This window comes from Lolliginicoccus lacisalsi, assembly GCF_014841105.1.
In the GTDB taxonomy this organism is placed as follows: Bacteria; Actinomycetota; Actinomycetes; order Mycobacteriales; family Mycobacteriaceae; genus Lolliginicoccus; species Lolliginicoccus lacisalsi.
Map to the genome: position 1 here is coordinate 89,481 of NZ_JACYWE010000007.1, position 26,847 is coordinate 116,327.

Annotated in this window: 25 protein-coding genes and 1 pseudogene; 11 read left to right on the top strand and 15 right to left on the bottom strand. The window is 68.4% G+C overall.

What is annotated here, in order from left to right:
• Both HT102_RS12115 and HT102_RS12120 read right to left on the bottom strand, forming a co-directional pair.
• Positions 1 to 203 (bottom strand): annotated as a pseudogene (locus HT102_RS12115) (metallophosphoesterase); the annotation flags it as partial.
• A gap of 65 nt (positions 204 to 268) precedes the next feature.
• Positions 269 to 2,686, bottom strand: a complete 2,418-nt coding sequence (locus HT102_RS12120; RefSeq protein WP_333473416.1) for a transglycosylase domain-containing protein — start codon at positions 2,684 to 2,686, stop codon at positions 269 to 271.
• Positions 2,687 to 3,239: 553 nt separating this feature from the next.
• Here HT102_RS12120 and HT102_RS12125 point away from each other — a divergent pair.
• Entirely contained in the window at positions 3,240 to 3,548 is a 309-nt protein-coding gene (locus HT102_RS12125; protein WP_149360394.1) for a WhiB family transcriptional regulator, read from the top strand.
• Between the two features lie 295 nt (positions 3,549 to 3,843).
• On the opposite strand, the gene HT102_RS12130 is transcribed toward HT102_RS12125, so the two are convergent.
• Positions 3,844 to 5,007: an ArsA family ATPase gene (locus tag HT102_RS12130; protein ID WP_192039807.1), complete on the bottom strand. Its 1,164-nt coding sequence runs from the start codon at positions 5,005 to 5,007 to the stop codon at positions 3,844 to 3,846.
• Between the two features lie 5 nt (positions 5,008 to 5,012).
• The gene (locus HT102_RS12135; RefSeq protein WP_192039808.1) at positions 5,013 to 6,017 is read right to left on the bottom strand and encodes an ArsA-related P-loop ATPase; all 1,005 of its coding nucleotides are present in this window, start codon (positions 6,015 to 6,017) and stop codon (positions 5,013 to 5,015) included.
• A 50-nt stretch (positions 6,018 to 6,067) separates the two neighbouring features.
• Here HT102_RS12135 and HT102_RS12140 point away from each other — a divergent pair, with 50 nt between their 5' ends.
• Together HT102_RS12140 and HT102_RS12145 are read left to right on the top strand one after the other, a co-directional pair.
• The gene (locus HT102_RS12140; protein ID WP_192039688.1) at positions 6,068 to 6,235 is read left to right on the top strand and encodes a DUF4177 domain-containing protein; all 168 of its coding nucleotides are present in this window, start codon (positions 6,068 to 6,070) and stop codon (positions 6,233 to 6,235) included.
• On the top strand, positions 6,232 to 6,696 hold the full coding sequence (locus tag HT102_RS12145) for a RidA family protein (RefSeq protein ID WP_192039689.1): 465 nt from the start codon (positions 6,232 to 6,234) through the stop codon (positions 6,694 to 6,696). The genes HT102_RS12140 and HT102_RS12145 overlap by 4 nt, the downstream gene beginning before the upstream one ends.
• 90 nt (positions 6,697 to 6,786) lie before the next feature.
• On the opposite strand, the gene HT102_RS12150 is transcribed toward HT102_RS12145, so the two are convergent.
• From HT102_RS12150 to HT102_RS12165, 4 genes are all read right to left on the bottom strand, one after another.
• The gene (locus HT102_RS12150) at positions 6,787 to 9,024 is read right to left on the bottom strand and encodes an NADP-dependent isocitrate dehydrogenase (protein ID WP_192039690.1); all 2,238 of its coding nucleotides are present in this window, start codon (positions 9,022 to 9,024) and stop codon (positions 6,787 to 6,789) included.
• A 149-nt stretch (positions 9,025 to 9,173) separates the two neighbouring features.
• Positions 9,174 to 10,232, bottom strand: a complete 1,059-nt coding sequence (locus tag HT102_RS12155; RefSeq protein ID WP_225443599.1) for a phosphotransferase family protein — start codon at positions 10,230 to 10,232, stop codon at positions 9,174 to 9,176.
• Positions 10,229 to 10,984, bottom strand: a complete 756-nt coding sequence (locus tag HT102_RS12160) for an SDR family oxidoreductase (RefSeq protein WP_192039692.1) — start codon at positions 10,982 to 10,984, stop codon at positions 10,229 to 10,231. Before HT102_RS12160 ends, HT102_RS12155 begins: the two co-directional genes overlap by 4 nt.
• A 2-nt stretch (positions 10,985 to 10,986) precedes the next feature.
• Positions 10,987 to 12,228, bottom strand: coding sequence for an acyl-CoA dehydrogenase family protein (locus HT102_RS12165; protein ID WP_192039693.1), 1,242 nt, complete (start codon positions 12,226 to 12,228; stop codon positions 10,987 to 10,989).
• 102 nt (positions 12,229 to 12,330) lie between these two features.
• Between HT102_RS12165 and HT102_RS12170 the strand changes: the two genes are divergently transcribed.
• Positions 12,331 to 12,927, top strand: coding sequence for a TetR/AcrR family transcriptional regulator (locus tag HT102_RS12170; RefSeq protein ID WP_333473417.1), 597 nt, complete (start codon positions 12,331 to 12,333; stop codon positions 12,925 to 12,927).
• Here the strand turns inward: HT102_RS12170 and HT102_RS12175 are convergent.
• Positions 12,916 to 13,806, bottom strand: a complete 891-nt coding sequence (locus HT102_RS12175; RefSeq protein WP_192039694.1) for a Gfo/Idh/MocA family protein — start codon at positions 13,804 to 13,806, stop codon at positions 12,916 to 12,918. The genes HT102_RS12170 and HT102_RS12175 overlap by 12 nt on opposite strands.
• 83 nt (positions 13,807 to 13,889) lie before the next feature.
• Here HT102_RS12175 and HT102_RS12180 point away from each other — a divergent pair, with 83 nt between their 5' ends.
• Both HT102_RS12180 and HT102_RS12185 read left to right on the top strand, forming a co-directional pair.
• Positions 13,890 to 14,693 carry an MBL fold metallo-hydrolase gene (locus tag HT102_RS12180; RefSeq protein WP_192039695.1) on the top strand — a complete coding sequence of 268 codons (804 nt, stop codon included), beginning with the start codon at positions 13,890 to 13,892 and terminating at the stop codon, positions 14,691 to 14,693.
• Between the two features lie 213 nt (positions 14,694 to 14,906).
• Positions 14,907 to 15,401, top strand: coding sequence for a helix-turn-helix domain-containing protein (locus HT102_RS12185; RefSeq protein WP_225443600.1), 495 nt, complete (start codon positions 14,907 to 14,909; stop codon positions 15,399 to 15,401).
• 198 nt (positions 15,402 to 15,599) lie between these two features.
• On the opposite strand, the gene HT102_RS12190 is transcribed toward HT102_RS12185, so the two are convergent.
• Entirely contained in the window at positions 15,600 to 16,274 is a 675-nt protein-coding gene (locus HT102_RS12190) for a Crp/Fnr family transcriptional regulator (protein ID WP_149360403.1), read from the bottom strand.
• 269 nt (positions 16,275 to 16,543) lie between these two features.
• Complete coding sequence (locus HT102_RS12195; RefSeq protein WP_192039696.1) at positions 16,544 to 16,684, bottom strand: hypothetical protein; 141 nt, start codon at positions 16,682 to 16,684, stop codon at positions 16,544 to 16,546.
• A gap of 186 nt (positions 16,685 to 16,870) precedes the next feature.
• Between HT102_RS12195 and nth the strand changes: the two genes are divergently transcribed.
• Genes nth through HT102_RS12215 form a run of 4 tightly spaced genes read left to right on the top strand, consistent with a single transcriptional unit; the run spans position 16,871 to position 20,137 of the window.
• On the top strand, positions 16,871 to 17,572 hold the full coding sequence (gene nth, locus HT102_RS12200) for an endonuclease III (RefSeq protein WP_192039811.1): 702 nt from the start codon (positions 16,871 to 16,873) through the stop codon (positions 17,570 to 17,572).
• Positions 17,569 to 18,246, top strand: coding sequence for a TlpA family protein disulfide reductase (locus HT102_RS12205; protein WP_192039697.1), 678 nt, complete (start codon positions 17,569 to 17,571; stop codon positions 18,244 to 18,246). Before nth ends, HT102_RS12205 begins: the two co-directional genes overlap by 4 nt.
• Positions 18,243 to 18,953, top strand: coding sequence for an NUDIX hydrolase (locus tag HT102_RS12210; protein ID WP_192039698.1), 711 nt, complete (start codon positions 18,243 to 18,245; stop codon positions 18,951 to 18,953). Before HT102_RS12205 ends, HT102_RS12210 begins: the two co-directional genes overlap by 4 nt.
• Positions 18,950 to 20,137 carry a MarP family serine protease gene (locus HT102_RS12215; protein ID WP_192039699.1) on the top strand — a complete coding sequence of 396 codons (1,188 nt, stop codon included), beginning with the start codon at positions 18,950 to 18,952 and terminating at the stop codon, positions 20,135 to 20,137. Before HT102_RS12210 ends, HT102_RS12215 begins: the two co-directional genes overlap by 4 nt.
• Here the strand turns inward: HT102_RS12215 and HT102_RS12220 are convergent.
• From HT102_RS12220 to HT102_RS12235, 4 genes are all read right to left on the bottom strand, one after another.
• Positions 20,099 to 21,079, bottom strand: a complete 981-nt coding sequence (locus tag HT102_RS12220; RefSeq protein ID WP_192039700.1) for an alpha/beta fold hydrolase — start codon at positions 21,077 to 21,079, stop codon at positions 20,099 to 20,101. The two genes, HT102_RS12215 and HT102_RS12220, sit on opposite strands and share 39 nt — an antisense overlap.
• 34 nt (positions 21,080 to 21,113) lie before the next feature.
• Positions 21,114 to 21,656: a phage holin family protein gene (locus HT102_RS12225; RefSeq protein WP_192039701.1), complete on the bottom strand. Its 543-nt coding sequence runs from the start codon at positions 21,654 to 21,656 to the stop codon at positions 21,114 to 21,116.
• A 201-nt stretch (positions 21,657 to 21,857) separates the two neighbouring features.
• The gene (acs, locus tag HT102_RS12230) at positions 21,858 to 23,807 is read right to left on the bottom strand and encodes an acetate--CoA ligase (RefSeq protein ID WP_192039702.1); all 1,950 of its coding nucleotides are present in this window, start codon (positions 23,805 to 23,807) and stop codon (positions 21,858 to 21,860) included.
• Between the two features lie 178 nt (positions 23,808 to 23,985).
• A complete protein-coding gene (locus tag HT102_RS12235) occupies positions 23,986 to 25,371 on the bottom strand; it encodes an MCE family protein (protein WP_192039703.1) in 1,386 nt (461 codons plus the stop codon).
• A 499-nt stretch (positions 25,372 to 25,870) separates the two neighbouring features.
• On the opposite strand from HT102_RS12235, the gene HT102_RS12240 reads away from it, so the two are divergent.
• Positions 25,871 to 26,590, top strand: a complete 720-nt coding sequence (locus tag HT102_RS12240) for a Fic family protein (RefSeq protein ID WP_192039812.1) — start codon at positions 25,871 to 25,873, stop codon at positions 26,588 to 26,590.
• The last annotated feature ends 257 nt before the right edge of the window (positions 26,591 to 26,847 follow it).

Genomic DNA, 26,847 nt, shown 5'->3' on the forward strand with positions numbered 1-26,847 from the left:
AGGTGCTGCCGGGGTGTCATGTGCAGGTCGCTGAGGTGCAGGATCCGCAGCGCGGGCGTGCCGGGCGGGAGGATAGGCACGGTGATGTTGCGCACGGTGAAGGCATTGCGTTCGATCAGGGTGGCGTGAGCGAGGGCGATGCTTCCCACCGCGACGGTTCCGAGTGCTGCTTGTGCCACGAGGTGCCGTGTGTTGCGTGCCATTGTCCAAGGATACGGCAGGGGTACCGCCTGCGGCACCGGGCCATCCGGCCCGGTGCCGTGCAGCGCTAGTTCTCGTCGGGCACGGGAACCGGGTTGGGCAGTCCCGGGATCTCTACCTGGTCCGGGAGGTCGGGGCGCGCCCGGCGGGGCGGCGTGGTGCCCGCGGAGTCATCGTCCCCAGTGGACGGCGAGCTCGGCGCGGGCCGGACCACGCGCTCGCTGCCATCGCTGATGTAGAGCGTGATGGTGCTCCCGGGCTGGGCGAATCCCGAGGGCGAGTAGGACGTGACGACACCGCGCGTCTCGGCGCTGGAGGTCCAGACCGTCTCGTACTCGTAGTCGGCGTTCTCGAGGCGACGGATGGCGGTGGCCTGGTAGAGGCCAGCGACGTTCGGTACCTGCAGGCCGGGATCGCCGTCTCGGAAGCGTCGCTGATCAGCGACGGGCTCGCGGATGGCGCCAAGCTTGTTGACGACCGGGCCCACGGCCTGGAACCAGGTCTGGGCGGGCTCGTTGCCGCCGAAGAGGTTGCCGCTGCCGCACTGGCGCAGGTTGAACGAGCAGATGGGGCTCGGGGTGGGGGAATCGCCGTAGACGTAGGTGACGCCGGCGACGGTATTGGTGTAGCCGAGGAAGCCCGCGGAGAAGTTGGAGTTAGTGGTTCCCGTCTTGGCGGAGACAGGGGCTGACCATCCGGTCGCGTTGGCGGCGCGGGCAGCCGTGCCGTTGCCGACGTGGTCCTGGCCGAGTCCCTGTGAGAGGGCGCGGGCGAGGCCGGGCTCGACGACCTGCTCGCATGGCTCGGTGGCGAGCTCGACGGGGTTGCCGTAGCGGTCGAACACGGCGTCGACCGGAGACGGCGGGCACCACATGCCGTCCGAGGCGAGGGTGGCCGCGACGTTCGAGAGCTCGAGGGGGTTGACCGCCACGGGGCCGAGGGTGAACGAGCCGAGGTTCTGGTCGGTGAACATGTCGGCGAGGCTCTGCTCGCTGTATCCGGAGGTGCCGGGCTTGGTGTAGGAGCGCAGGCCCAGCCTGACGGCCATGTCGACGGTCTCCTCGACACCCGTCTGGTGGATCATTTGCACGAAGGTGGTGTTGGGCGAGGTGGCGAGCGCCTCGGTGAGGCTCATGGAGGACTTGTAGGAGGTGAAGTTCTCCACGCAGTAATGGTTGACCGGGCAGCCGGGGGCCCCGCCGTCGCCGAGCCCGAACGCGTTGTAGCGGTTGGGGACGCTGACGGTGGTGTTGATGCCCATGCCTTGCTCGAGCGCGGCGGCAACGGTGAAGATCTTGAAGACCGAGCCCGCGCCGTGGCCGACCATGGAGAATGGCTGGGCGCTGACGGTCTCGTAGTTCTCGCCATCGAGGCCGTAGGTACGGCTCGAGGCCATCGCGAGCAAGCGGTGCGATTCCTTGCCGGGCTGGAGGAGGTTGAGCACGCTAGCGACCCCGGGGGTGCGCGCGTTGGCGTTGTTGTTGATCGCACGCTTGGCGGAAGCCTGGATCTCGGGGTCGAGCGTGGTCTGGATGCGGTAGCCGCCCCGGCGGAGCTGGTCGCGGCTGAGCCCGGACTCGGCGAGGTAATCGAGCACGTAGTCGCAGAAGAACCCCTTGTCCGCGGCAGTGATGCAGCCCTGCGGGATGGTGCGCGGCTCGGGGATGACGCCGAGCGGCTCCTCCTTCGCGGCGATGAACTCGGTGGCCCGCTCGGGGATGTTCTCGATCATGGTGTCGAGGACGACGTTGCGCCGCTCGAGAACGCGCTCGGGGTTGGTGTAGGGGTTCAGTGCCGAGCTGCTCTGCACGATGCCGGCGAGCATGGCGGACTGGACGGGGTTGAGGTCGGCGGCATCGATGGCGAAGTAGGTTTGCGCGGCCTGCTGGATTCCGTACGCGCCGTTGCCGAACGGAACGAGGTTCAGGTACCGGGTGAGGATCTCTTCCTTGCTGAGCCGGCTGTCGAGCTCGAGGGCCATGCGGATCTCGCGGATCTTGCGCGCCGGGGTCGTCTCGATGGCGGCCCGACGCTCAGCATCGTTCTGGGCGAGCACGAGGAGCTGGTAGTTCTTGACGTACTGCTGCACGAGGGTGGAGGCGCCCTGCTGGACCTCGCCACTGGTGGTGTTGGTGAGCGCGGCGCGGACGGTGCCCTTCCAGTCAACGCCGTCATGATCGGCGAAGCGCTTGTCCTCCACGGAGACGATGGCGAGCTTCATATCGTCGGAGATGCGGTTCGACGGCACCTCGGTGCGACGTTGCTCGTAGATGTGGGCGATGGTATCGCCGTTGACATCAACGATGGTGGTGATGGCGGGCACTTCGCCCTCGATGAGCTGGGCGGAGGTGTTCTCCACTGTTTGGGCGGCCTTGTTGGAGGCCAGGCCGAATCCGCCCGCCGCGGGGAAGAGCATGCCTGCTAGGAGTACGCCTCCGAGGATGCTGGTGCCGCCGAGCTTCGCGAGTGTGTTTCCGATCGCCACGGCTCCAGGGTACTGATGCGCGGTGGTGAAGTGGTAGGGCGCGCGGGGAGGTCGACGAGGCGGGCCCGGTTCGTGGCATATCGGCGACCTTCGCGCCGCATGGCCCTTCGCTGGGTTGCATCCTCGGAATTGTTGTTGCACAAAAGAATCTGTGCAGAGATGTGACTGTGTGCCGGACGGATTAACGTGGGTGCAGGCAGCGGTAGTGCGTCGACCTGGTTACCGTCCCGTCTCGGAGGCAAATTCGAGGTTGCATTTAGCGCAGTTAGTACCTAAGTTTGTTGCCAGTGTGACTCACACAACACTTGATGACCAACTGTGATCCAGCGATCGCGTGTTGGTCATTGACGGGGCTGGTGATTTCTGCATCCCACAGGATGCGCGGAATCGCTTGCGGGGGATGCGCGTACAGCCTGGCGCTGGTCAGCGTGCAAGAACACGACCGCAGGGGGCCGGAAGTAGGGAGTCAGCGAAGGTGATGAATCAATCGGGGCCTGTAGTCTCCAGTGCATCGATCAAGCGACCCGCGCAGCGCCGCGGTGGTGGCCTCCCGATGACAGCCACGATGTCGACAGAGGAAGCAGAGGCACGCATCGCATGGGTGTCCCAGGCCCGATGCCGCGGCATTGACCCCGACGTGCTCTTTGTGAGGGGGGCGGCGCAGCGCAAGGCCGCCACGATCTGCCGGCACTGCCCGGTCGTCCTCGAATGCGGCGCCGATGCCCTCGACAACCGTGTCGAGTTCGGCGTGTGGGGCGGCATGACGGAGCGACAGCGGCGGGCCCTCCTCAAGCAGCACCCGGAGGTCGAGTCCTGGGCCGAGTTCTTCTCCACCCAGCGCGCGCAGCAATCCGCGGGCTGACGAGGACATTCGACGACAGTCCACCCAGCCGGCCGAGAGGGGAAGCTCCGTCGCGCTGGGGTGGTCGAAGCCGAAGGCACGGAACCACGCGCGCCCGGCCACGGGTGCCAGCCGCGCTCGTGCCAGCCGCTCGTGCCAGCCGCTCGTGCCAGCCGCAAACGCGATAGAAACTGCGCCAGGACCAGGGCAGCTTCTATCGCGTTTGACAGTTTCCGGTGCTTTTGCCGCCGCGCAGCCGCACGCCCACGCCGCGTGGCCCCACAGCCCCACGGCCTCTACGAGGCCGTGGCGCCTGCTAGTGCTTGCGCCAGAGCTCCGCGATCGCTCGCAGCGAGGCAAGGTCGGACACCTCGTAGGGCAGCGTGCGAACCTTCGCCACCGGTACCCGCGGATGCGCGAGCGTGAAACGGGTGAGCAGCCGCTGCTCGCGCTTCTCCGTCGTGGCCCTGTCGGCGTGGATCGCGAGAACCGCTGATGCGAGGGCCGTGTCCTCGCTGGCCGCATCGCCGTTCGCGAGCTCCTCCGAAGCGAAGCGGGCGCGATCCGCGCCGAGATCCGTCAGCGTCTGATGCGTGCGGTTGAGCAGGAGGCCCGCGAGCGGCATGCCCTCCTTGGTGAGGCGGTTGACGAAGAACGAGGCTTCCCGCAGCGGATCGGGCTCGGCGGCCGCGATCACCAGGAACTCCGTTCCCGGGGCGCGCAACATGTCATAGGTGCGGTTGGCGCGTTCCCGGAACCCACCGAACAGCGAGTCCAGCGACCGCACGAAGCTCGACGCATCCGACAGCATCTCGGAGCCGACGATGGTGGACACACCCTTCATGGCCAGCCCGAGCGCGCCCGTGACGATCTTGCCCAGGCCGCGGCCTGGCGCCATGAACAAGCGGATCATCCGGCCGTCCAGGAATGCCCCGAGCCGCTGCGGCGCATCAAGGAAGTCCAGCGCGTTCCGCGAGGGCGGGGTATCGACGATGATCAGGTCCCAGCGCTTCTGGTGCACGAGCTGGCCGAGCTTCTCCATCGCCATGTATTCCTGCGTGCCCGAGAACGACGAGGCCACGGTCTGGTAGAACGGGTTCGCCAGCACCGCCGCGGCCCGCTCCGGCGACGAATGCTCCTGCACCATCTCATCAAAGGTGCGGCGCATGTCGAGCATCATCGCGTCCAGCTCGCCCGTGGAGCCGTCGAGCTCGACCCGCTGCGGGGTGTTGTCGAGCTCCCCGAGCCCGAGGGCCTGGGCGAGGCGACGGGCGGGATCGATCGTGAGCACCACGACCTTGCGCCCCATGTCCGCGGCGCGCACTGCCAGCGCGGCGGCCGTGGTGGTCTTGCCGACGCCACCGGCGCCGCAGCACACCACCACGCGCGTGGAGGAGTCGGCGAGGAAGCGATCGACGTTCAACCACGGGATGGATGAGTCCGGCACCGGGTCGACCGGTGCGTCGTCGATATCGGGCATGCTCATCAGTGGACCCCTTGCTCCGTCAGGATCTGTGCCAGCTCGTAGAGCCCGCCGAGATCGACTCCGTCGGTCATGGTCGGTAGAACGAGCTGCGGGATGTCGATCTCCGCGAGCTGCCGGGCGCTCTCCTGCTGCGCGCGGGTGCGCGCCGCCTGCTCGGCCACCTCCACGAGGAGGTTGTCGAGCTCGGTATCAGTGACGGTGATGCCTGCCTTGCCGAGCCCCGCGCGGATCGACTCCCGATCGAGCTCGTTGGCCTGCGCGGCATCGAGCAGCTCCGTGGGCAGGTGCTCCTTGTCCGTCCGGTTCACGATGATCGAGCCGACGCGCAGCTCCTTCTCCCGGAGCTCCTTGACGGCATCGATGGTCTCCTGCACGGGCAGGGACTCGAGCAGCGTCACGAGGTGGATCATGGTGTCATCGGAGTGGAGCAGCTTGACCACCCCGTCGCTCTGGCTGCGGATCGGGCCCGACTTCGCGAGGTCCGACATTGCCTTGGTCACATCGAGGAACGTGCCGATGCGGCCCGTCGGCGGGGCATCGACGACGATCGCGTCGTAGACATGCTGCCCGCGCTCATCGCGGCGGATGACGCATTCCTTGATCTTTCCGGTCAGCAGCACATCGCGGAGCCCGGGCGCGAGCGTGGTGGCGAACTCGATGGCCCCGACCCTGCGCATCGCCTTGCCAGCGATCCCGAGGCTGTAGAACATGTCGAGGTACTCGAGGAACGCCGCTTCGATATCCACCGCCAGCGCCTTGACCTCGCCGCCGTCATCGGCTGCCGCTACCCGCGTCTCCGCGTAGGGCAGCGGCGGGATGTCGAAGAGCTGGGCAATGCCCTGGCGGCCCTCCAGTTCGGCGAGCAGCACACGGCGCCCGCCCGCGGCCAGGGCGAGCGCGAGCGCGGCCGCGACGGTCGACTTGCCGGTGCCGCCCTTGCCACTGATGAAGTGGAGCCGGGCGCGGGCGGCCTTGCGGGACCACGAGTCGGAGCTAGACACGATACGAGCTTATAAGCTGCATCGGGGGTAGTGGCCCGACTAGGGTGGTTTTTATGTCTGAGATCACCCGCTGGGAGTATGCCACCGTTCCCCTGCTCACCCACGCGACCAAGGCGATCCTTGATCAATGGGGCCAGGACGGCTGGGAGCTGGTCACTGTGCTGCCCGGCCCCACTGGCGAGCAGCACGTCGCCTACCTGAAGAGGGGGCTCTCCGCATGAGCACCGCCCCGAGCGCGCGCCTGAAGGAACTGGGCCTCGCTTTGCCCCCTGTCGTGCCGCCCGTCGCCGCCTATGTCCCCGCGCTGCGGGCCGGTGACTTCGTCTACACCTCCGGCCAGCTCCCGCTGGTGGCCGGCGAGTTGCAGGCCGCGGGCAAGGTGGGCGCGGAGGTCACGCCCGAGCAGGCGCAGGAGATGGCCCGCATCTGCGGGCTGAACGCGCTCGCTGCCATCGATGCGCTCGTGGGCATCGATGCGGTGGAGCAGGTCGTCAAGGTGGTGGGATTCGTCGCGTCCGCTCCCGGGTTCAGCGGTCAGCCCCAGGTGATCAATGGCGCGTCCGAGCTGTTCGGGGAGGTCTTCGGCGAGGCGGGCAAGCACGCCCGCTCCGCCGTCGGTGTCGCCGAGCTTCCCCTCAACGCGGCCGTCGAGGTCGAGATGATCGTGCGGGTCCGCGGCTAGCAGCCTGCTCGCCCATCGGCGGGCGCCCCACGTACAACGATCCCCGGACCGCGCGCGGTCCGGGGATCGGTCATCCGGTGCAGGCCGCGGTTACTCCTGCGCTGCCGCGAGGGCCTCGTTGAACGTCTTGCTGGGGCGCATCACCGCGTCGAGCTTGTCGAGGTCCGGCGCGTAGTAGCCGCCGATCTCCACCGCCTGGCCCTGGACCTCCGCGAGCTCCTTGACGATGGTGTCCTCGTTGTCCGCGAGCTTCTTCGCCAGGGCCGCGAAGTGTTCCCGAAGGCCCGAGTCCTCGCTCTGCTCGGCGAGCTCCTGCGCCCAGTACAGCGCGAGATAGAACTGGCTGCCGCGGTTGTCGAGCTCGCCGGTCTTGCGGGAGGGGTTCTTGTTGTTCTCGAGCAGCTTGCCCGTCGCCGCGTCCAGCGACTCGGCGAGGATCCTGGCGCGCGTGTTGCCGGACTTGCGGCCCATGTCCTCGAGGCTGACGGCCAGGGCGAGGAACTCACCGAGGGAGTCCCAGCGCAGATGGTTCTCCTCCACGAGCTGCTTGACGTGCTTGGGCGCTGATCCGCCCGCGCCCGTCTCGTAGAGACCGCCGCCCGCCATCAGTGGCACGATGGACAGCATCTTGGCGCTCGTGCCGAGCTCCAGGATGGGGAAGAGGTCCGTGAGGTAGTCGCGCAGGATGTTTCCCGTGGCGGCGATGGTATCGAGCCCGCGGATGAGGCGCTCGAGCGTGTAGCGCATGGAACGCACCTGGGACATGATCTGGATGTCGAGGCCCTCGGTGTCATGCTCCTTGAGGCATTGCTGCACCTTCTTGATGAGCTCGTTCTCGTGCGGGCGGTACGGGTCCAGCCAGAACAGCACGGGCATGCCGGAATCGCGCGCGCGAGTGACGGCCAGCTTGACCCAGTCCCGGATGGGCGCGTCCTTGACGGTGCACATGCGCCAGATGTCCCCGGCCTCCACATGCTGGGTGAGCAGCACCTCGCCGGTCTCGATATCGACGATGTTGGCATCGCCGGCCTCGGGGATCTCGAAGGTCTTGTCGTGCGAGCCGTACTCCTCGGCCTTCTGCGCCATGAGGCCGACGTTCGGCACGGTGCCCATGGTGGTGGGGTCGAAGGCGCCGTTGGTCTTGCAGAAGTTGATGATCTCCTGGTAGATGCGCGCGAACGTGGATTCGGGCATCACCGCCTTGGTGTCCTTGGTGCGCCCGTCGGCGCCGTACATCTTGCCGCCCGAGCGGATCATCGCCGGCATCGACGCATCGACGATCACATCGCTGGGCGAATGGAAGTTGGAGATGCCGCGGGAGGAGTCGACCATCGCGAGCTCGGGGCGGTGCTCGTGGCAGCGGTGCAGGTCCTCGATGATCTCGTCGCGCTGCGAGCTGGGCAGCGACTCGATCTTGTCGTAGAGGTCCCCGAGCCCGTTGTTGACGTTCACGCCGAGCTCGTCGAACAGCTCCTGGTGCTTCTCGAACGCGTCCTTGTAGAAGATCCGCACGGCGTGCCCGAACACGATCGGATGGGAGACCTTCATCATTGTGGCCTTGACGTGGAGCGACAGCATCACCCCGGTCTTGCGCGCGTCCTCCATCTGCTCCTCGTAGAACTCGAGGAGGGCCTTCTTGCTCATGAACATGCTGTCGATGACGTCGCCCTCGCCGAGCTCGACCTTGGGCTTGAGCACGATCAGCTTGCCCTCGCCGGTGACGAGGTCCATCTTGACGTCGCGGGCGCGGTCGAGCGTCATGGACTTCTCGCCGTGGTAGAAGTCGCCGTGCCGCATGTGCGCGACATGGGTGCGCGAGGCCATCGACCACTCGCCCATGCTGTGCGGGTGCCGCCGCGCGTACTCCTTGACCGCCCTGGGCGCGCGGCGATCCGAGTTGCCCTCGCGCAGCACCGGGTTGACCGAGCTACCCAGGCACCTGGCGTAGCGGTCGCGGATGTCCTTCTCCTCGTCTGTCTTCGCGTCCTGCGGCAGATCGGGGATGTCGTAGCCCTGGCCCTGGAGCTCCTTGATGGCCGCCACGAGCTGGGGCACCGAGGCGCTGATGTTGGGCAGCTTGATGATGTTGGTCTCGGGCAGCTGCGTCAATCGGCCGAGCTCGCCGAGGTTGTCGGGCACGCGCTGCTCGTCGGTGAGGTAGTCGGGGAACTCGGCGAGGATGCGGGCCGCGAGGGAGATGTCACTGGTGGTGACCTCGATCCCCGCTGGCTTGGTGAAGGCGCGCACGATCGGCAGGAAGGCTCGGGTCGCGAGCAGCGGGGCCTCGTCGGTCAGGGTGTAGATGATAAAAGGGTCTCGAGAGGTCATAGGTTCTTCTCTTCCCGCGTTCGCTAGCTAGTTGTCTGGCGCCATGACGGTCGTGAGTCCGATGATAGTGGCCAGCGCGCTCCCGGTGGGGTGGTTGCGAGCCCGTATGCGGTCAGGCCAGGCACGTGGACACCCTGCGCGCCGCTGGCTCAGGCGAGCCCGATGCGGGTCAGGCAGCGCCACTCCAGGTAGCCCGTGAACATCCAGAAGCTGGCGAACACCGGGTTAGTGGTGCCGCCATCGTGATACCGCTTGTAGAGCTGCTGGACGATGCCCGCGAGGCGGAACAGCCCGTACACCTCATAGAACGTCCAGTCGTCGAGCTCGATGCCGGTGCGCGCGCAATAGTGCTGCACTACCTCCTCGCGCGTCATCATGCCGGGCAGGTGCGTGGGCTGCCGGCGGGTCTGCTGCATGACCTCGTCATCATCAGCCTGCACCCAGTACGCCAGCGAGGCCCCGAGCTCCATCAGCGGATCCCCGAGCGTCGCCATCTCCCAGTCGAGGATGCCGATCACCTGCAGCGTCTCGAGCGAGTCGAACACGACGTTGTCGAACCGGTAATCGTTGTGGATCAGGCAGGTCGCTACATCGGGCGGCTGGTTCTCCGCCAGCCAGCTCATCACGGCCTCGAAGTCGGGCACGTTATCGGTGCGGGCGCGCCGGTAGCGATCCGACCATCCGCCTACTTGCCGGCTGACGTATCCGGTGCCCTTGCCGAGGTCGCGCAGGCCGACGGCGTCGATGTCGATTCCGTGCAGCTCGACGAGCCGGTCGAGCATCTGGGTGCAGGCCGTGCGTGCCTGGTCCGGTGCCAGCTCGGCGCCCTCGGGGAGATCGCGCCGCAGGATCACGCCCGAAAGGCGCTCCATCACATAGAAATCCGAGCCGATCACCGATTCATCGGTGCACAGCGCCAGCATCGCCGGGACATGCGGGAAGCGCGGCGCGATCGCCTGCTGCACGTGGAACTCGCGCCGCATGTCGTGGGCGGAGGCGGCCCGGTGCCCGCCCGGGGGGCGCCGCAGCACGAGGTCCCGGCCCGGGTAGGACAACAAATATGTCAGGTTCGACGCGCCACCGGGGAACTGCCGCACCTCGGGCAGCGAATCCAGGCCCTCGACCCGCGCTGAAAGCCAGGAGTGCAGGCGCTCGACATCGAACGCATCATCCTCGCGTGGCGCGATCGTCTTGTCGTCCCCGCTCAACTCAGCCTCCGGACCACGCCCAGCGGCGCGAACCTCATGACCTGGGCGAGCACTGTCCATGGCCAGCCCGGCACGTAGGCTTTCGCCGGCTCGCGCTCGATCGCCTTCACCAGCGCGCGGGCGCCCGCGCGCGCATCGGTCATCAGTGGTGTCTTGGCCGCCTGCGCGGTCATCTCGGACTCGATGTAGCCGGGCATGATGGTTGTCACCGCGATGGGGGAGCGCAGGTGCTGCATGCGGATGCCCTCGGCGAGGGATGCCGCTGCGGCCTTCGTCGCCGCGTAGGTCGTGATGTTGCCGCGCATGCCGCGCACCGCGCTGACCGACGAGATGACCACGAGGTGCCCGGCGTCCTGGGCGTGGAAGATCTCGAGGGCGGCCTCGCACTGCGCGAGCAGGCCGATCACGTTGGTCTCGGCGGTCTGCCGGTTCGCCTCGAAGCTCCCGGTGCCCAAGGGCTGGCCCTTGCCGAGGCCGGCATTGGCGATCACCCGGTCGATGCCGCCGAGCTCGTCGCGCAGCTCCCCGAAGACACGGAACACCGCGGCGTGGTCATTCACATCGAGCGCGCGGATCGCGACCGTGATGCCCGGGTGCGCGGCACGCAGCTCGGTGGCGAGCTGCTCGAGCCGGTCGGTGCGACGCGCGCACAGGGCCAGGTCGCGCCCCATGGCCGCGAACTCCCGTGCCATGCCCTCGCCGAGCCCCGCGCTCGCGCCCGTGATGAGGATCTTCTGCCGGGTTGTGGCCATGGTCACGCTCCGTTCGGGTTGCTGTCGCGATGCTTGGCGAGCTCCAAGCGCGAGACTACTCCGAGGTGCACCTCGTCCGGCCCGTCCGCGAGGCGCAGTGATCGCGCGGCAGCGAATGCCGCGGCCAGCGGGTAGTCCGCGGTGAGGCCGCCCGCGCCGTGCAGCTGGATAGCCATGTCCACCACCTCCTGCGCCACGCGGGGCACCGACGCCTTGATCTGCGACAGCTCCGATAGCGCGCCGAGCGGTCCTTGCTGGTCGAGCAGCCACGCCGTGTGCAGGACATGGAGCCTGGCCTGGTTGATGGCGATGCGGGCATGGGCGATGCGCTCGCGGTTCCCGCCGAGGTTGGCGAGCGGCTTGCCGAACGCGGTGCGCGTCGTCGATCTATGCGCGGCGAGCTCGAGAGCACGCTCGGCGAGCCCGATCAGCCGCATGCAGTGGTGGATGCGCCCAGGTCCGAGCCGGCCCTGCGCGATCTCGAAGCCCCGGCCGGGCCCGGCGATGATGTTCTCCCGAGGCACCCGCACGTCGGTGAAGGTGACCTCGCCATGCCCGTAGGGCTCGTCCTGGAAACCGAGCACATCGAGCATGCGTCCCACCGCCATGCCTGGGGCGCCCATGGGCACGAGCACCATCGAGTGGCGCTGGTGGCGGCCGGCATCGGGATCAGTGAGGGCCATGACGATGACGAAGGCGCAATCGGGGTGGCCGATGCCGGTGGAGAACCACTTGTGCCCATTGATCACCACATCGTTGCCATCGAGCACCGCGGTCGCGGTCATGTTGGTGGCATCCGAGGAGGCGACCTCGGGCTCGGTCATGCAGAAAGCGGACCGGATCTCGCCACGCAGCAGGGGCAGCAGCCAGTCCTCCTGCTGCTGCTCGGTGCCATAGTGGACGAGCACCTCGGCGTTGCCGGTGTCCGGGGCGTTGCAGTTGAACACTTCCGGGGCGATGGCGTGGCGGCCCATCAATTCGGCGCTGGGCGCGTAGTCGATGTTGCTCAGCCCAGGTCCGTGCCCGGTTCGCTGGGCGTAGGCGGGCGGGAGGAAGAGATTCCATAAACCGGCCTCGCGGGCCCGCTGCTTCAAGGTATTCATGAGGGGTGGCACGCTCCAGGGCGAGGCCTGGGACCGGAGTTGCTGGTGATACTCCTGCTCGGCCGGGGCGATCTCGCTGGTGATGAATTCCTTGACCCGGCTACGGTACTCGGAAGCGGTGGCAGAGGCCGAGAAGTCCATGGCGGTCATGCTACTCCGCTATCGAGCATTGCTCGATGAATTTGCCGCGGGAATCCTGCCCTCGCGAGCATCCCGCCCCGAGAACCAGAAGGAGGACCGCCCGTGAGCGACGGCGCCACCGCCACGCCCCCGCGCCGGCACCGGCAGAACCCCGATGAACGGCGCCGCCAGCTCATCGGCATCGGCCTCGAGATGCTCACCCGCCGCCCGCTCCACCAGATCACCATCGACGAGGTGGCCGTGGCCGCGGGCATCTCGCGCAGCCTGCTGTTCCACTATTTCCCCACCAAGCGCGACTATTACGCCGCCGTCATCCGGGCTGCCAGCAAGCGGCTCCTGCGCGCCGCCCGGCAAGCGGGGACCGCCACCACCATCGAGGACATGCTCGACGGCTACCTCGCCTTCATCGAGCGCCGCCACCAGCCGTACGTGGCGCTCTTCCAGTCCTCCGGCTCGGAGGACTGGATACGCGAGATCCTCGCCGAGACCCGCGCCGCCCTCGTCGACCAGATCATCGGCCTGCTCGATTTGCGCGAGCCGCCCAGCGAGCTGCTCCGCGCTGGGATCGGCGCCTGGCTGTCCTTCGCCGAGGAGCTAGCGCTGACCTGGGCGCGCACCAGCACCGGAACCCGCCCGGCAATCCTCGCGATGCTCGAGGACTCGTTGCGCGCCGTCGTCCGGTCCGCGCTATCGCAGTGATTCCCGCGCGAGCTGCTCCACCCGCATCGCCCGCTCGATCCGCGCCACGACCTCCAGCACCTCCACGCCCCGGCGCAGCGATCCCGCCGCCCCGCCCGTGCTCGCGGAGCGATCGAGGAACTCGTCGAGCATCGCGTGGTAGCACTCCAGCGCGGGCGTCTCGCGGCTTGCGAGCTCGACCACGCCCGACGGGCCCTGCGCGCAGACCCGCAAGCGGGATGGCAGCACCGGCGTGCGCATCGACAAGGTAGCGGTGGAGAAGCGCTGCCCCGCATGCTCGAGCATGACCTTGGTCGCATCGCTCATCGCGTCCCGGCGGGCGCACAACACGTCCGTCACCGGCCCGAGTACCTCGATCAGCAGATCCAGCACATGCGGTCCCACATCCACCAGCGCGCCACCACGCTGCCGCCACGGCGACGCCGCGAACGGGCCGCCGAGCAACGCGCCCGACAGCCATTCCGCGTCCGCCGACGCCCACTCCCGGCCCGCCGCCGCGCCCAGGAACTCGCGCGTCTCCGGCGCGAACCGCCGCGTGAGGAACACGATCGAGCGCACCCCGCGCTCCCTGGCGAGGCGCTCCAGCGCGAGACCATCCGCCACCGAGCCCGCCACGGGCTTCTCCAGGATCACATGCCTGCCCCGCGCGACAGCGAACAGCGCGAGCTCCGCCTGGACCGCCGGAGGCACCGCGAACGCCACGGCATCCGAGGCCTCCACCAGGTCGCCGAACGTGTCGAAGACCGGCGCGCCCACCTGTGCCGCCGCCGCGGGATCCCGCGCCCACACGCCCACCAGGTCCACGCCGGGATGCACGGCGAGCGCCGGGGCATGCGTAATCAGGGCCCACTGGCCCGCACCCACCAAACCCACGCGCATCCACATACCGTACCGACGTGCATGCCGATCGGGCCGCAGGCCTCGGCGGTAGGCTGGACGGGCAACGGGAAAGGGGAGCAACCATGCCAGGCACGCTCGCGCACCCCGCGTACGGACAGGCCCGACCCGTCACCGACCAAGCGGCCGTCATCGTCGCGCCGAACTCGGGACCCATGACGCTCGAGGGCACCAACACCTGGCTGCTCGGCGCTCCCGGGCAGCAGGGCCGCGTCCTCGTCGACCCCGGCCCGATGGACGAGCAGCACGCCGAGGCCGTCATTGCCGCCGCCGGCGCGATCGAGCTCATCCTCGTCACGCACCGCCACATCGACCACACCGCTGGCATCGACATGCTTGCCGAGCGTACGGGCGCCCCCGTGCGGGCCCTGCTGCCCGAGCATTGCCGCGACGCGGCACCGCTGGGGGAGGGGGAGGCCCTGCGTGCGAGTGGTATCGCGCTCACTGTCCTGCCAGCGCCCGGGCATACCGCGGACTCGATCATGCTCGCAGTTGCCGATGGCGCGGTGCCCCTCCTCCTTACCGGAGATACCATCCTCGGCCGCGGCACGACTGTGCTCGACGCAACAGACGGTGATCTCGGCGACTATCTCGATACGCTCGGCGCCATCATCGACGACCGTTCCGGGCATCTCGTGCTTCCCGGGCATGGCCCCGAGCTGCCGGACGCCGCCGCGGCCGCGAGCGCCTACAAGGCGCACAGGCTGCACAGACTCGAGGAAGTGCGCGAGGCGCTGCGGGTTCTCGGGGAGGACGCGAGCGCTCGGGACATCGTCGAGCGGGTCTACGTCGCGGTGGACCCAGCGCTGTGGGGAGCGGCGGAGTCATCGGTGCGGGCGCAGCTTGCCTACCTCCGTGATCGCGCATGATCCGGACAACCGTACTAAGCTACCGGACAAAGGTGCTCGATGCGCGGGATTCGCGCACCGAGCAGGCCTAGGCGGGGATGCCTTCCGCAAGCCACCGGCGCGTGGCAGCAGGCTGCCGCAGCATGCTGGGAGCGCCGGGGGCGATCGATGACCGATCGGCCACGGGGGGAGTTCCCGCATGCATTAGGTCCATGCGACAGAAACGGGGAGCGAATGACTGAGCCAACCGCGGTCCAGGGGAGCGAGAAGGATACGACCGCGACGAGCCTGGACGATAACGGGGCGAACGGGCGTGGTGTCTTCGCCGAGCGGCTCGATGAGCTGTTCCGCAACGTGCCGGACCCGCAGGGGCGGCGATACACGGGCTCGGCGATCGCGCGCCGGTCCACCGAACTGGGATTCAAGCTGGGCGAGTCCTACCTGAGCCAATTGCGGTCCGGCAAGGCGCGGACGCCGTCCTTCCGCACCGTCGAGGGCATCGCTGCGGCATTCGGCGTGGACGTGCGCTTCTTCCTCGAGGATGGTGGACGCGAGCGCAGCCGCAACGAGATCGACATGATGCGCCTGCAGGCCGACCGCACCATCCATGATGTTGCCTACAAGCTTGCCGGGCTGTCGGAATCCTCGGTGCACATCGTGCACGAGCTGATCAAGGTGCTGCGTGTCCAGCAGGGCCTCGTGCCGGATCCGAAGCCCGAGTCCGACTAGGACACCGCGGCGGCTGCTCCGGCGGCGCGACTGGGCGTCTACCGCGGCGGCTGCCGGTGGCGCGGCCGAGCGGCTGCCGGTGGCGGCGCGGCTGGGCGTCTACCGCGGTGGCGGCGGCAAAAGCACCCCAAACCGCCAAACGCGATAGAAGCCGACCCCGGATCCCGGTGGCTTCTATCGCGTTTGGCGGTTCGAGTCCTAGCGCGCCCGGCGTGCCAGCCGCTCCGAGTCGGAGATCAGCACGCTCTTGCCCTCCAGCCGCAGCCAGCCGCGATGCGCGAAGTCCGCGAGCGCCTTGTTGACGGTCTCGCGCGATGCGCCCACGAGCTGCGCGATCTCCTCCTGCGTCAGATCATGCGTGACGCGCAGCGCGCCATTCTCCTGGGTGCCGAAGCGCTGCGCGAGCTGCAGCAGCGCCTTCGCGACACGGCCCGGGACATCGGTGAAGATGAGGTCCGCGAGATTGTTGTTGGTGCGGCGCAACCGGCGAGCGAGCACCCGCAGCAGTTGCTCGGCGATCTCGGGGCGCTGCCCTATCCATTCCTTCAGCGCCGCGCGGTCCATGCTCACGGCCCGCACCTCGGTGACAGTCGTCGCGCTCGACGTGCGCGGCCCGGGGTCGAAGATGGAGAGCTCGCCGAACATGTCCGATGGGCCCATGATCGCGAGCAGGTTCTCCCGGCCATCCGGGGACCGGCGACCGATCTTCACCTTGCCGTTGACGATGATGTACAACCGGTCACCCGGCTCGCCCTCGTTGAAGATGACATGCTGGCGCGGGAAATCCACCGGCTGCAGCTGGTGGGTGAGCGCGGCAATGGCGGAGGGCTCGACTCCCTGGAAGATTCCGGCTCTGGCCAGGATCTCGTCCACGTGGGCTCCTTCGGGAACTCGTCGGCACCGGAACAGCATCCAGCGCCGCTAGGTCTTGGGAACGCAGGCAACGTACGCGGCGAACGCCCGCATTCAGTCCCACTCTAGTGGCATTCATCACATATTGTCCGGTGCTTCGCGTTATGGACACAGCAGATGAAGCCTTGCGCAGCAGGGGAAGCGGGTCACGACGCTGCGCAGAGTGTGGTGGCTACCACTTGATCTTGCACAACGAGCGCCGGAAATTCCACTTGAGCGCCCGGGCCGCATCAGTCGGGGCGCGGCGATCCCGTCTTGACCAACGGGGAATCCGCTGCGCAGCTAGCCATGAGGATGCGCTCCACCCGGTCCAGGCCCATGGCGAAGAACATCAGCAGCACCGGGATGAGCAGCACCGCCAATCCTTCCATGGGACCAGTCAACACCGCGCAGGTCTCGGAACGGCAACGCCCCGGCACCGGCCCGGACACTAGCCGCGCGCGAGCGCGACCATCCCGGGCGATCCGTACCCTGGACCCGTGAGCACACCCCTACCGCGTCGGCGAGCGCGCCGCGCGCCCGAGACCCGCCTGGGCCTCGTGCGCCGCGCCCGCCGCATGAACCGGGCCCTCGGGCGCGCCTTCCCGCACGTGTATTGCGAGCTCGACTTCACCACGCCGCTCGAGCTGGCCGTCGCCACCATCCTCTCCGCCCAATGCACGGACAAGCGCGTCAACGAGGTCACCCCGGCCCTGTTCGCGCGCTACCGCACCGCCGCCGACTATGCGGGAGCCAACCGGGCCGAGCTCGAGGAGATGATCCGGTCCACCGGCTTCTACCGCAACAAGGCAAGCTCGCTGATCGGCCTCGGGCAGGCCGTCACCGAGCGGTTCGACGGAGAGCTCCCCAGCACCCTCGAGCAACTCGTCACCCTGCCCGGAGTGGGCCGCAAGACCGCGAACGTCATCCTCGGAAATGCCTTCGACATCCCCGGCATCACCGTCGATACCCACTTCGGGAGACTGGTGCGCCGCTGGCAGTGGACCGAGGAGACCGACCCGGTGAAGGTCGAGCATGCGATCGGCGAGCTCATCGAGAAGCGCGACTGGACGATCCTCTCGCACCGCGTCATCTTCCACGGCCGCCGCGTGTGCCACTCCCGCCGTCCCGCGTGCGGCGCCTGCATCCTCGCCCGCGATTGCCCCTCGTTCGGCGCGGGGCCCACGGACTTCGCGAGCGCGGCGACGCTCGTTCGCGGTCCCGAGGCCGAGCACCTGCTGGCCCTCGCGCGGCCCACGAGCGAGCAGGACGCGTCATGAGCTCCGGCGCCCGGGGCAGCCTCGCTGCCCTCGCCATCGTGCTCGCGCTCATCGTTGCCATCTGGCCCCGTGGCGATGACGATGCGACCGCGCCGGGCACACTGCCTGGTCGGGGGGCCCAGTCCGAGCAGGGCGATGGCCGTCCCCCCGTCGCCAACGAAGCGCTCGCGGGCGATCGCGCCCGCGCGAGCCTCGATCCCTGCCCCGCTGTCAGCGGAGCCACCGGGGCCTCCTGGGCCGCCGACCACCCGCTGCGGGGCCTCGAGCTCGGCTGCCTCGCGGACGGCGCGACCGTCGACCTCGAGGCAGCGCTCGCCGGCAAGCCCGCGGTGCTCAACATCTGGGCCTACTGGTGCGGGCCTTGCGCCGAGGAACTGCCAGCCATGCAGGAGTACGCGCGCGGCGTGGCGGGGGACATCACCGTGCTCACGGTGCACCGGGACCCGAACGAGGCCAACGCCCTCGCCCGGCTCGCGCAGTATGGAGTGACCATCCCCGGGGTACAGGACGCGAAGGGGCGCATCCCGGCCCAGCTCGGCGCGCCCCCAGTGCTACCCGTCACGATCGTCCTCGATGCGGGCGGTAGTGTCGCCGGTATTCTCGCCGAGCCCTTCACCACTCCCGGGCAGATCCAGGAAGCGGTCACGGCAGCCTTGCAAGGAGCACCCCGATGAGCACCCTCGGCCACGGGCCCACCCCGCCATGGCTGGCCCATGTCTGCGACAAGTCCGCCGATGCGCATCCGCGCATGATGCTGCGCGCTCCCGCGGATGTCGTGCCGCGGCCCGCAGCGGTGCTCATGCTCTTCGGCGGCAGCGAGCAATCCGACCCCCGGCGTCCCGGTGGGCTGCCTGACGATGCCTTCATCCTCCTCACCCAGCGTGCCTCCACGATGCGGCAGCACCGCGGGCAGGTCGCCTTTCCGGGCGGTGCCGCGGATCCCGGCGATGCCGGACCGGTCGACACGGCCCTGCGGGAGGCGCGCGAGGAGACCGGGCTCGATCCCGCCGGGGTGCGGCCGCTCACGCTGCTGCCCGGGATCTACGTGCCCGTATCGGGGTTCGAGGTCACGCCGGTTCTCGCCTACTGGGAAGCACCCAGCCCCATCGGTGTGGTCGATCCCACTGAAGCCTCCCGCGTGGACACCGTTGCCGTCCATGACCTCATCGAACCGGGCAATCGGTTCGCGCTGCGCCATCCTGACATCCCGTACGATTCGCCAGCATTCGTCACGGACGGCATGCTGATCTGGGGCTTCACCGCAGGACTCCTCGCGGGGATGCTCTCGGTCTCGGGGTGGGAGAAGCCTTGGGACCAGTCCGATGTGAGGGATCTTGATTCAACCCTCGCCCAGTACGGCATGGAGGTACATCGCCGGTGACAGGCTCGCAGTGGATCGACCTCATTCTGCTCGTCGGCGTGCTCCTCGCAGCGGCCTCCGGATGGTGGCACGGCGCGCTCGCGTCCGGCCTCGCGTTCGTCGGGGTCGTGATCGGCGCCATCTTTGGCATCATGCTCGCCCCGCGAGTCGTTGTCCTGGTCGATGACCAGTTCGGGCGCTTGATCCTCGGGATCCTCCTCATCGTTGCCCTCATCATCCTCGGCGAGGTGTGCGGCATGGTGATCGGGCGCACCGCCCGCGGATTGCTCCGTGCACCGGTGCTCCACTTCGTCGACAGCATGATCGGTGCGATCTTCCAGGGCGTCGCGATCCTCGTCGCCGCCTACCTGCTCGCCATCCCCGCGGCATCCGCGGGCCGGGCGGACCTCGCCGCGGCTGTCCGTGGCTCCAACCTGCTCACCCAGGTCGATCAGGTCGCCCCGGAATGGCTCAAGGAGATCCCCCGCGACTTCGCGGACCTCATCAACACCTCCGGGCTGCCCGATGTGCTCGGCCCGTTCGGCCGGACACCCATCACGGCGGTGGATCCGCCAGACGGCGATGTCGCGTTCTCCCCGGTCGTTACCGATGTGCAGCGCAGCGTGCCGCGGATCAGGGGCACGGCCACGTCTTGCTTGAAATCGCTCGAGGGCAGCGGCATCGTCATCGCGCCGACGCTGGTGATGACCAATGCGCACGTCGTCGCCGGCACCGAGGGCGTCACCGTCGAGACCCTCGATGGCGTGTTCGATGCCACGGTCGTCGTGTTCGACCCCTCCGTCGATATCGCGATCCTGCGCGCCCCCGGCTTGCCCGCTGCTCCGCTCGGCGTCATCGATGGCCTGGTCGAGCGCGGCACCAGCGGTGTTGTCGTCGGATATCCCGGCGGGGGGCCGTACACCGCGAACGCAGTGCGCATCCGCGATGTCGTCGAGCTCTCCGGCCCGGACATCTACCAGGCCAGCACCGTCAATCGCGAGGTCTACACCATTCGCGGCACCATCCGGCAGGGCAACTCCGGCGGTCCCTTGCTCGATGGCGAGGGCAATGTGCTCGGCGTGGTGTTCGGCGCGGCGGCGGATGATCCCGAGACGGGGTTCGTCCTGACCAACCGCGAGATCGCCCCGCACCTGAACGCGGCAGCGTCAGCGTTCAGTCCCGTGGGCACCGGAGCCTGCGTGTGAGCCCGGTCCGGAGTGCGCGCGCACGAACTCGATGAGCCGCGAGCTGACCATCTCTGGGGCCTCCTCGTGCGCGAAGTGCCCCACCCCGTACACGATGTGCAGCTCGCGGCTGGGCGCCCACGTCTTGTCCCGGTAGAGCGAGCCCGCGAGGATGAACGGGTCCGCGCCGCCATGGATCTGCAGCACGGGCAGCGAGAGGGCCGGGCGCATCGATCGGAAGAAGCGCCTCCCCTCGGAGCGGAACTGCGAGCGGAACGCCCACCGGTGGTATTCCAGGGCACAATGCGCGGCACCGGGGATCTGCACGGCCATGCGAGCATTGCGCGCGACCTCCGCGAAATCCTCGGACCGCACCCATGCCACGCCGCCCCGCTGCCGCAGCATCTCCTCCACGTAGGCGCCATCGTCGCGCACGAGACGGCGCTCGGGCAGCCAGGGGACCTGGAAGGGCAGCAGCGCCCGTGTCAGCGCGATGCGCTGGCGGCTATCGCGCAATGCCGCGCGCTTCACCGACATCGGGTGGGGGGAGCCGATCACGGCGATGGCCCGCACCTGCCGGGGGTGCAGCGCGGCCGTGGCCCAGCACACTAGCCCGCCCTCCGCGTGCCCGACGATGATGGCGTCCTGCAGGCCCAGCGCGCGCACGAGCCCGGCCGTGTCCCCGGCGAGCGTCCAGCCGTCGTAGCCGCGCGGTGGCTTGTCGGTATCGCCGTAGCCGCGCAGATCCACCGCGATGGCCCGGATGCCGGCGTCCGCGAGCGCGCGCAACTGGTTGCGCCAGGTCCACCAGAACTCACCGAAACCGTGCAGCAGCAGCACCGTCGGCACATCGGGGCCGGTGGGCCCGGCCTCCGCCACATGGAACCGGATGCCATTCGCATGCACGTCGCGGTGCGTCCAGGGGCCTTCCAGGCGCACGCGCGATGGATCGGGGGCAACCATTCCGCGGCCTTCCCGCTATTCTCCGAGCTCCCCGCTATCGCGGGCTCGAGGAGGATCCAGGAAGCTCGGTTCGCTGGGCGTCGGTCAGCTCGCCGCGCGCGAACCGCTCCGCCGAGGGCAGCACCTCGCGCAAGCCCTTCACCGATTCGATGGTGTGCTCCGGCTTCTTGAGCTTGCGCACCTTCAGGTAGCCGATGAGGCCGCAGATCGCCGCGATGACCACCATGATCAGGAAGACGATGCCCCAAGCGGCCCAGGTCCACAGCCAGAGCTCGAGCACATGGCCGAGGAAGAAGAAAAAGAAGAACAGGCTGAACAGCAGGATGACGCCGGCGACGACGAAGAAGACGCTGCCCTTCACGCCCTTCTTGACCTCGCCCACTACCTCGGACTTGGCGAGCTCCACCTCGGCGCGGAACAGCGTGGAGACCTGCGACGTCGCTTCCTTGACGAGCTCGCCGATCGAGACGGACTGGCCAGGGCGTCGCGCATCGGCGTCCGCGAGCGGGATCGACGCGACGGTACGTGGCACCCCGTCCCCCGTGTAACGCCCATTGCTGCGGTCGTTGAAGGTCACGTGCACTCCTCCACTTGGGTTGTGGCGTCTACTCGCTCGACGATCGAAAGGCGGTCTGCCGCCTATGTTGCCACGTCTCGGGCCATCCGTACCGGATTAGGTGCGCATTGCGGCCCAACTTCCGCGCGATCATCGGTCAAACACGACGGGGCGGGCAGGCCATCGCGGCCGTGCCCGCCCCTGGTCGCGCTGGGTGACGCGCTACTTCTGGCGCAGCGATTCCACGACCGCCGGATCGACCAGCGTCGAGGTATCGCCGAGCTCCCGGCCCTCGGCAACGTCGCGCAGCAGGCGGCGCATGATCTTGCCACTGCGGGTCTTCGGGAGCTCCGGGACGACATAGATATCGCGCGGCTTCGCGATCGCGCCGATGTCCTTGGCCACCGCCGCCCGCATGTCCGCCACCAGCTCGTCGCCGGTGTTCTCCACGCCCTGGCGCAGGATCACGAACGCCACGATGGCCTGGCCCGTCGTCTCGTCCGACGCGCCGATCACCGCTGCCTCCGCGACCGCCTCATGCCCGACGAGCGCCGACTCGACCTCGGCGGTGGAGATGCGGTGGCCGGAGATGTTCATGACGTCATCGACGCGGCCCAGCACCCAGATGGCGCCATCCTCGTCAAACTTCGCGCCATCGCCGGCGAAGTAGTACCCCTGCTCGGCGAACCGCGACCAGTAGGTGTCCTTGAAGCGCTGCATATCGCCCCAGATGCCACGCAGCATCGACGGCCATGGCTTGTCCACCGCGAGGTAGCCATTGGCTTCGGTGGCGCCACGCTCCACCGTGCGCGCCTCGTCGTCGACGATCTGCACCGAGATGCCCGGCAGTGGCGCCATCGCCGAGCCCGGCTTGCACTCCGTCACGCCCGGCAGCGGCGAGATCATGATCGCGCCCGTCTCCGTCTGCCACCACGTATCCACGATCGGGCAGCGGCCATGCCCGAACACCTCGTGGTACCAGCGCCACGCCTCCGGGTTGATCGGCTCGCCGACCGTGCCGAGCAGCCGCAGCGTCGAGAGATTGTGCGCGTCGGGGATCTCCCGGCCCCACTTCATGAACGTGCGGATCAGCGTCGGCGCCGTGTAGTAGATCGTGACGCCGTACTTCTCGATGACCTCGAAGTGGCGATGCTCGTTCGGCGAGTTCGGCGTGCCCTCGTACACCACCTGCGTCGCGCGGTTCGACAACGGGCCGTACACGATGTAGCTGTGCCCGGTCACCCAGCCGATATCGGCGGTGCACCAGTACACGTCCTTGCCGGGCTTGTGGTCGAAGACGACGTCATGCGTGTAGGACGCCTGGGTGAGGTAGCCGCCCGAGGTGTGCACGATGCCCTTCGGCTTGCCCGTTGTGCCCGAGGTGTAGAGCAGGAACAGCGGATGCTCGGCATCGAAGGCCTGGGCCTCATGCTGGTCCGAGGCCTGCTCCACCGTCTCGTGCCACCACACGTCGCGGCCGTCCTGCCACGGCGTGTCCTGCCCGGTGCGGCGGACCACCAGCACATGCTCCACCGACGGCGCGGGGGTGTCGCCACCGATCGCGTCATCGACCGCGGCCTTGAGCGGGGCGGGCTTGCCGCGACGGAACTGCCCATCGGTGGTGATCACCAGCTTGGCGGCGGCATCATCGATCCGGGAGCGCAGCGCGCTCGACGAGAACCCGGCGAACACCACCGAGTGCGTCAGGCCCAGTCGGGCGCAGGCAAGCATCGCCACGATCGCCTCGGGGATCATCGGCATGTAGATCGCCACCCGATCACCGGGCTGCATTCCCAGCTCGGTGAGGTAATTGGCGGCCTTCGATACCTCCGCGAGCAGGTCGCTGTAGGTCAGCGCGCGCGAATCCCCGGGCTCGCCCTCCCACTGGATGGCGACCTGATCGCCGTGCCCGGACTCGACATGCCGGTCCACGCAGTTGTAGGCGACATTCAGCTTTCCGTCGGCGAACCACTTGGCCACCGGCGCCTCCGACCAGTCCAGCACCTCGCTGAACGGCGTGTGCCAGTGCAGGCGCCGGGCCTGCTTCGCCCAGAACGCATCCCGGTCCTCCTCGGCCTCCTGGTAGAGGCTTGCCTGCGCGTTGGCCTGCGCCGCGAACTCCGCGCTCGGTGCGTAGACGGATAGGGCCCGCTCGGTCAGGTCTGTCGACATTGCGTGCTACTCCTCGTTCGGCTCCTCGATTGGCGGACACGGTGTCCGGCTCAACCCTGTGGGACTCTTCCTGTGAGGGTAGTCACATCTCGCCGGGGCGCGCATGACCCTTGCCTGTGTGTGGGATCACACCAGCGACGAGCGGTCGGAAACCAGCGGCCGGCGGCGCTCGGACCGGTCACTCGCCGGGCACCAGCCTGATGGCCGGCCCCCGCAGCAGCGGCGCCCCGATCAAGGTCGTCCAGCCGGGTACATCGACCGGATCGATGCCCGCCGCGAGCCCGTAGAGGGCCCGCCGCGCCTCGCCCTCCGCCTCGGAGCCCGGCACGGCGGCCACCTCGGCTGCCAGGGCCAGCGGATCCGGCAGCTCCGCGAGGTCCTGCTGGCCAGGATTGCGCGACGGGACCGCGTAGGCCCCCGTGTTCGGCGCGCCACCGGGGTACTGGGGAAAGCGTCCCGCGGCAGGGTCCACCGGTTCGTAGCAGATGGGGCCGCGCTCATCGAAGAACCGCGCCTCGTCCTGGTTCGGCACGTAGTTGCCACGCGGATTCGCGAGCTCGATCGTCAGGTTGAGCCCGGGCATGCCCTTTCCCTTGCCGAACGCGACCTCGAGCCTGTCGCGAAGGCCGGCGAAGTAGGCGAGGGAGCAGCCGAACGCGGGGGAGTAGCGGGCCAGGATCTCGAGCGTCTCGCGAGAATCAGCAGTGATGGCGATGATCCGATCCTGGTTCTCCTCGAGGATCGCGGCCGAATCCCTGCCCGCGCCGATCAGCGCCTGGTGCATGGCAGCGAGGTCGTCGCGCCGCTCCACGATCGTCCTGGTGGTCCCGCGGAGCTCATCGAGCGCGACAACAAGCTCCGGCAGCACATCGGAGTACGTTTCCGCGAGCTCCGCGATGTCGCCGAGCTGCTGCTCGAGAGCAGGAGCCTCCGAGTTGACGGAAGCGGCCATCCGGGAGAAGCGATCCATCATCTCGCCGATACGTTCCCCGCGGCCCGCCATGGCGGCATTGATCGACCCGAGGGTAGTGGCGAGCTCCGCGGGCGGCACCGCCTCGAGCAACTCGTAGAACACGTCGTACATCCGGGATGCGTCCACGGCGCTGCCGCTCGCGTCCTCTTCGATCACGTCGCCCGGCCGTATGGGCCGGGACCGGATGCCCGTGTCGACGAGCTGGACATAGCGCTCCCCGAACAAGGTCTTGGGCACGATGCGCGCTGTCGCGGTGGATGGAACCAGGTGCGCGGAGCTGCCGTCGATGGCAAGGGACACCTCGACCTCGAAGCCCGGGCGCAGGCGAAGTCCCGTGACCTCCCCAACGAGCGCGCCACCGAGCTTCACATCCGAGCCCGCCGAAAGGGCATTGCCGACGGTCCCGACGAGCAGCGTCACCGCGACGCGCTCGGTGAAGGCATTGCGGTAGATCAACATCGTGGTGGCTATGAAGCTGGCGATCATGACGATGAGGACGACGCCCAGGCCCACGTGGCGCCAGGACCCAGTGAACTCGTCGTCGTGGTCCGGGTTCTGGGGCCGCTCCTGCGGCGCTGGGTGATCGCTCATCGCTTCCCGTGCGGCCTCTCGCTGTTCAGGCTGAGCCGCCGCGGCATTAGCGCGTCACGATGACCCATTAACTTGTGCGTGTAACACGTTGCGGCACAGGAAGTTCCAGGCCAAGCTCAACCTGCGATAAGTGAGCAAGCGCTCCCTACCAGCGACGATATGGCGAGCAGCACAGCAACGATGCCCGCTGGCGGCGATCACACGGCGCGGGTGGTGCGGGCGGCGCGACTGGCGCGGGTGGTGCGGGCGGCGTGGCTGGCGCGGTTGCCCCGGAAGTGTTACCGAATGCACCCTTCGCAGCGCCGATGCAGGTGCAAAACCGCACACAAGTGCCGCAAGGCCGCGCGATCGCGAGGCAGTCGGCTACCGACCGCGGCGCCAGCTATCTGCGCGTGCGAGAAGGGCGCCGCGATCGAGGTCGCTTCAGGCAAGCCCGGTTGTAGCGGTAGCGTCATGATGCGTGACCGAATTTGCTGACCCCTTAGCGCCGATCCTCGAGATGCCTGGAATTAGTGACGCCGCGGAACGAGCACGGTCCGCGCTCGGCGAGGCGCACCGCCATGCCGCGAATCGTCGCGAGTGGGCAAAGAGCGCCACCGAGGCATCGGTCCGCGCCACCCGCGCATCCTCCGCGCTCGATGGAGGACGGACCGAGCTCGACCCCTCCGGCGCGATCGACGATCCCACGCTGTCCGGCGCGATGCGCGTGGCGCAAGCACTCGATGGGGAAGCGCTCACGAACCTGTCGGGAACCTGGAAGCGCGCGCCCCTGCAAGTCCTGGCCAGGCTGCACATGCTCGCGGCGGCCGATCTTGTCGATGATAGTGATCGGCTCGGGCGGCCTCGGCCCGAGCCGGGCGTGGGGGAGAGGCTCGAGCTCCTCGCGCATCTCGTTACCGGGGGGACGCGCGCACCCGCGCCGGTGATCGCGGCGGTGGTGCACGGGGATCTCCTCGCGCTGCGTCCGTTCGGCACCGCCGATGGCATCGTCGCGCGCGCGGCATCCCGGCTCATCGCAGTCACCTCGGGCCTCGATCCGCACAACCTGGGTGTCCCGGAAGCCAGTTGGTTGCAGCGGGCCTCCGCGTATCGCAGCGCTGCAGCAGGCTTCGCGGCGGGCACCGAGCAGGGCGTGGGCAACTGGGTGATCCTGTGCTGCGGCGCGATGGAGGCTGGCGGGCGGGAGGCCGTGGCCATCGCCGATGCTGCGCAGGCCTAGCAGGGAATGCGCCGAGAATGATCATGAATGAGACGCGATCATGAATAATCGCGACGCATTGTGGAGAATCCGGACATTAAAAAGCGGGCGGTGAAACCCAATTCACCGCCCGCGTAGCACTGAGTCCCAGGTTACCATGCGTGCTTATGTGGGTTGTGTGGGAAGGCCTCGGCGACAGCGCCACCTGAAATTGCTTCCCCTTCCCACAAGGGGAGAGCCAGTCCGGTATTGGTGACGTTTCGCAGGCCCACAACACT

Bases quoted from the DNA above. Each gene is read 5' to 3' on its own strand.
- HT102_RS12150 (WP_192039690.1), bottom strand. From the start codon at position 9,024: ATGACCTCTCGAGACCCTTTTATCATCTACACCCTGACCGACGAGGCC.
- HT102_RS12220 (WP_192039700.1), bottom strand. From the start codon at position 21,079: ATGGTTGCCCCCGATCCATCGCGCGTGCGCCTGGAAGGCCCCTGGACG.
- HT102_RS12205 (WP_192039697.1), top strand. From the start codon at position 17,569: ATGAGCTCCGGCGCCCGGGGCAGCCTCGCTGCCCTCGCCATCGTGCTC.
- HT102_RS12240 (WP_192039812.1), top strand. From the start codon at position 25,871: ATGCCTGGAATTAGTGACGCCGCGGAACGAGCACGGTCCGCGCTCGGC.
- HT102_RS12210 (WP_192039698.1), top strand. From the start codon at position 18,243: ATGAGCACCCTCGGCCACGGGCCCACCCCGCCATGGCTGGCCCATGTC.
- HT102_RS12125 (WP_149360394.1), top strand. From the start codon at position 3,240: ATGACAGCCACGATGTCGACAGAGGAAGCAGAGGCACGCATCGCATGG.
- HT102_RS12195 (WP_192039696.1), bottom strand. From the start codon at position 16,684: ATGGAAGGATTGGCGGTGCTGCTCATCCCGGTGCTGCTGATGTTCTTC.
- HT102_RS12180 (WP_192039695.1), top strand. From the start codon at position 13,890: ATGCCAGGCACGCTCGCGCACCCCGCGTACGGACAGGCCCGACCCGTC.
- HT102_RS12175 (WP_192039694.1), bottom strand. From the start codon at position 13,806: ATGCGCGTGGGTTTGGTGGGTGCGGGCCAGTGGGCCCTGATTACGCAT.
- nth (WP_192039811.1), top strand. From the start codon at position 16,871: ATGAACCGGGCCCTCGGGCGCGCCTTCCCGCACGTGTATTGCGAGCTC.
- HT102_RS12145 (WP_192039689.1), top strand. From the start codon at position 6,232: ATGAGCACCGCCCCGAGCGCGCGCCTGAAGGAACTGGGCCTCGCTTTG.
- HT102_RS12165 (WP_192039693.1), bottom strand. From the start codon at position 12,228: ATGGACTTCTCGGCCTCTGCCACCGCTTCCGAGTACCGTAGCCGGGTC.
- acs (WP_192039702.1), bottom strand. From the start codon at position 23,807: ATGTCGACAGACCTGACCGAGCGGGCCCTATCCGTCTACGCACCGAGC.
- HT102_RS12235 (WP_192039703.1), bottom strand. From the start codon at position 25,371: ATGAGCGATCACCCAGCGCCGCAGGAGCGGCCCCAGAACCCGGACCAC.
- HT102_RS12160 (WP_192039692.1), bottom strand. From the start codon at position 10,984: ATGGCCACAACCCGGCAGAAGATCCTCATCACGGGCGCGAGCGCGGGG.
- HT102_RS12140 (WP_192039688.1), top strand. From the start codon at position 6,068: ATGTCTGAGATCACCCGCTGGGAGTATGCCACCGTTCCCCTGCTCACC.
- HT102_RS12130 (WP_192039807.1), bottom strand. From the start codon at position 5,007: ATGCCCGATATCGACGACGCACCGGTCGACCCGGTGCCGGACTCATCC.
- HT102_RS12185 (WP_225443600.1), top strand. From the start codon at position 14,907: ATGACTGAGCCAACCGCGGTCCAGGGGAGCGAGAAGGATACGACCGCG.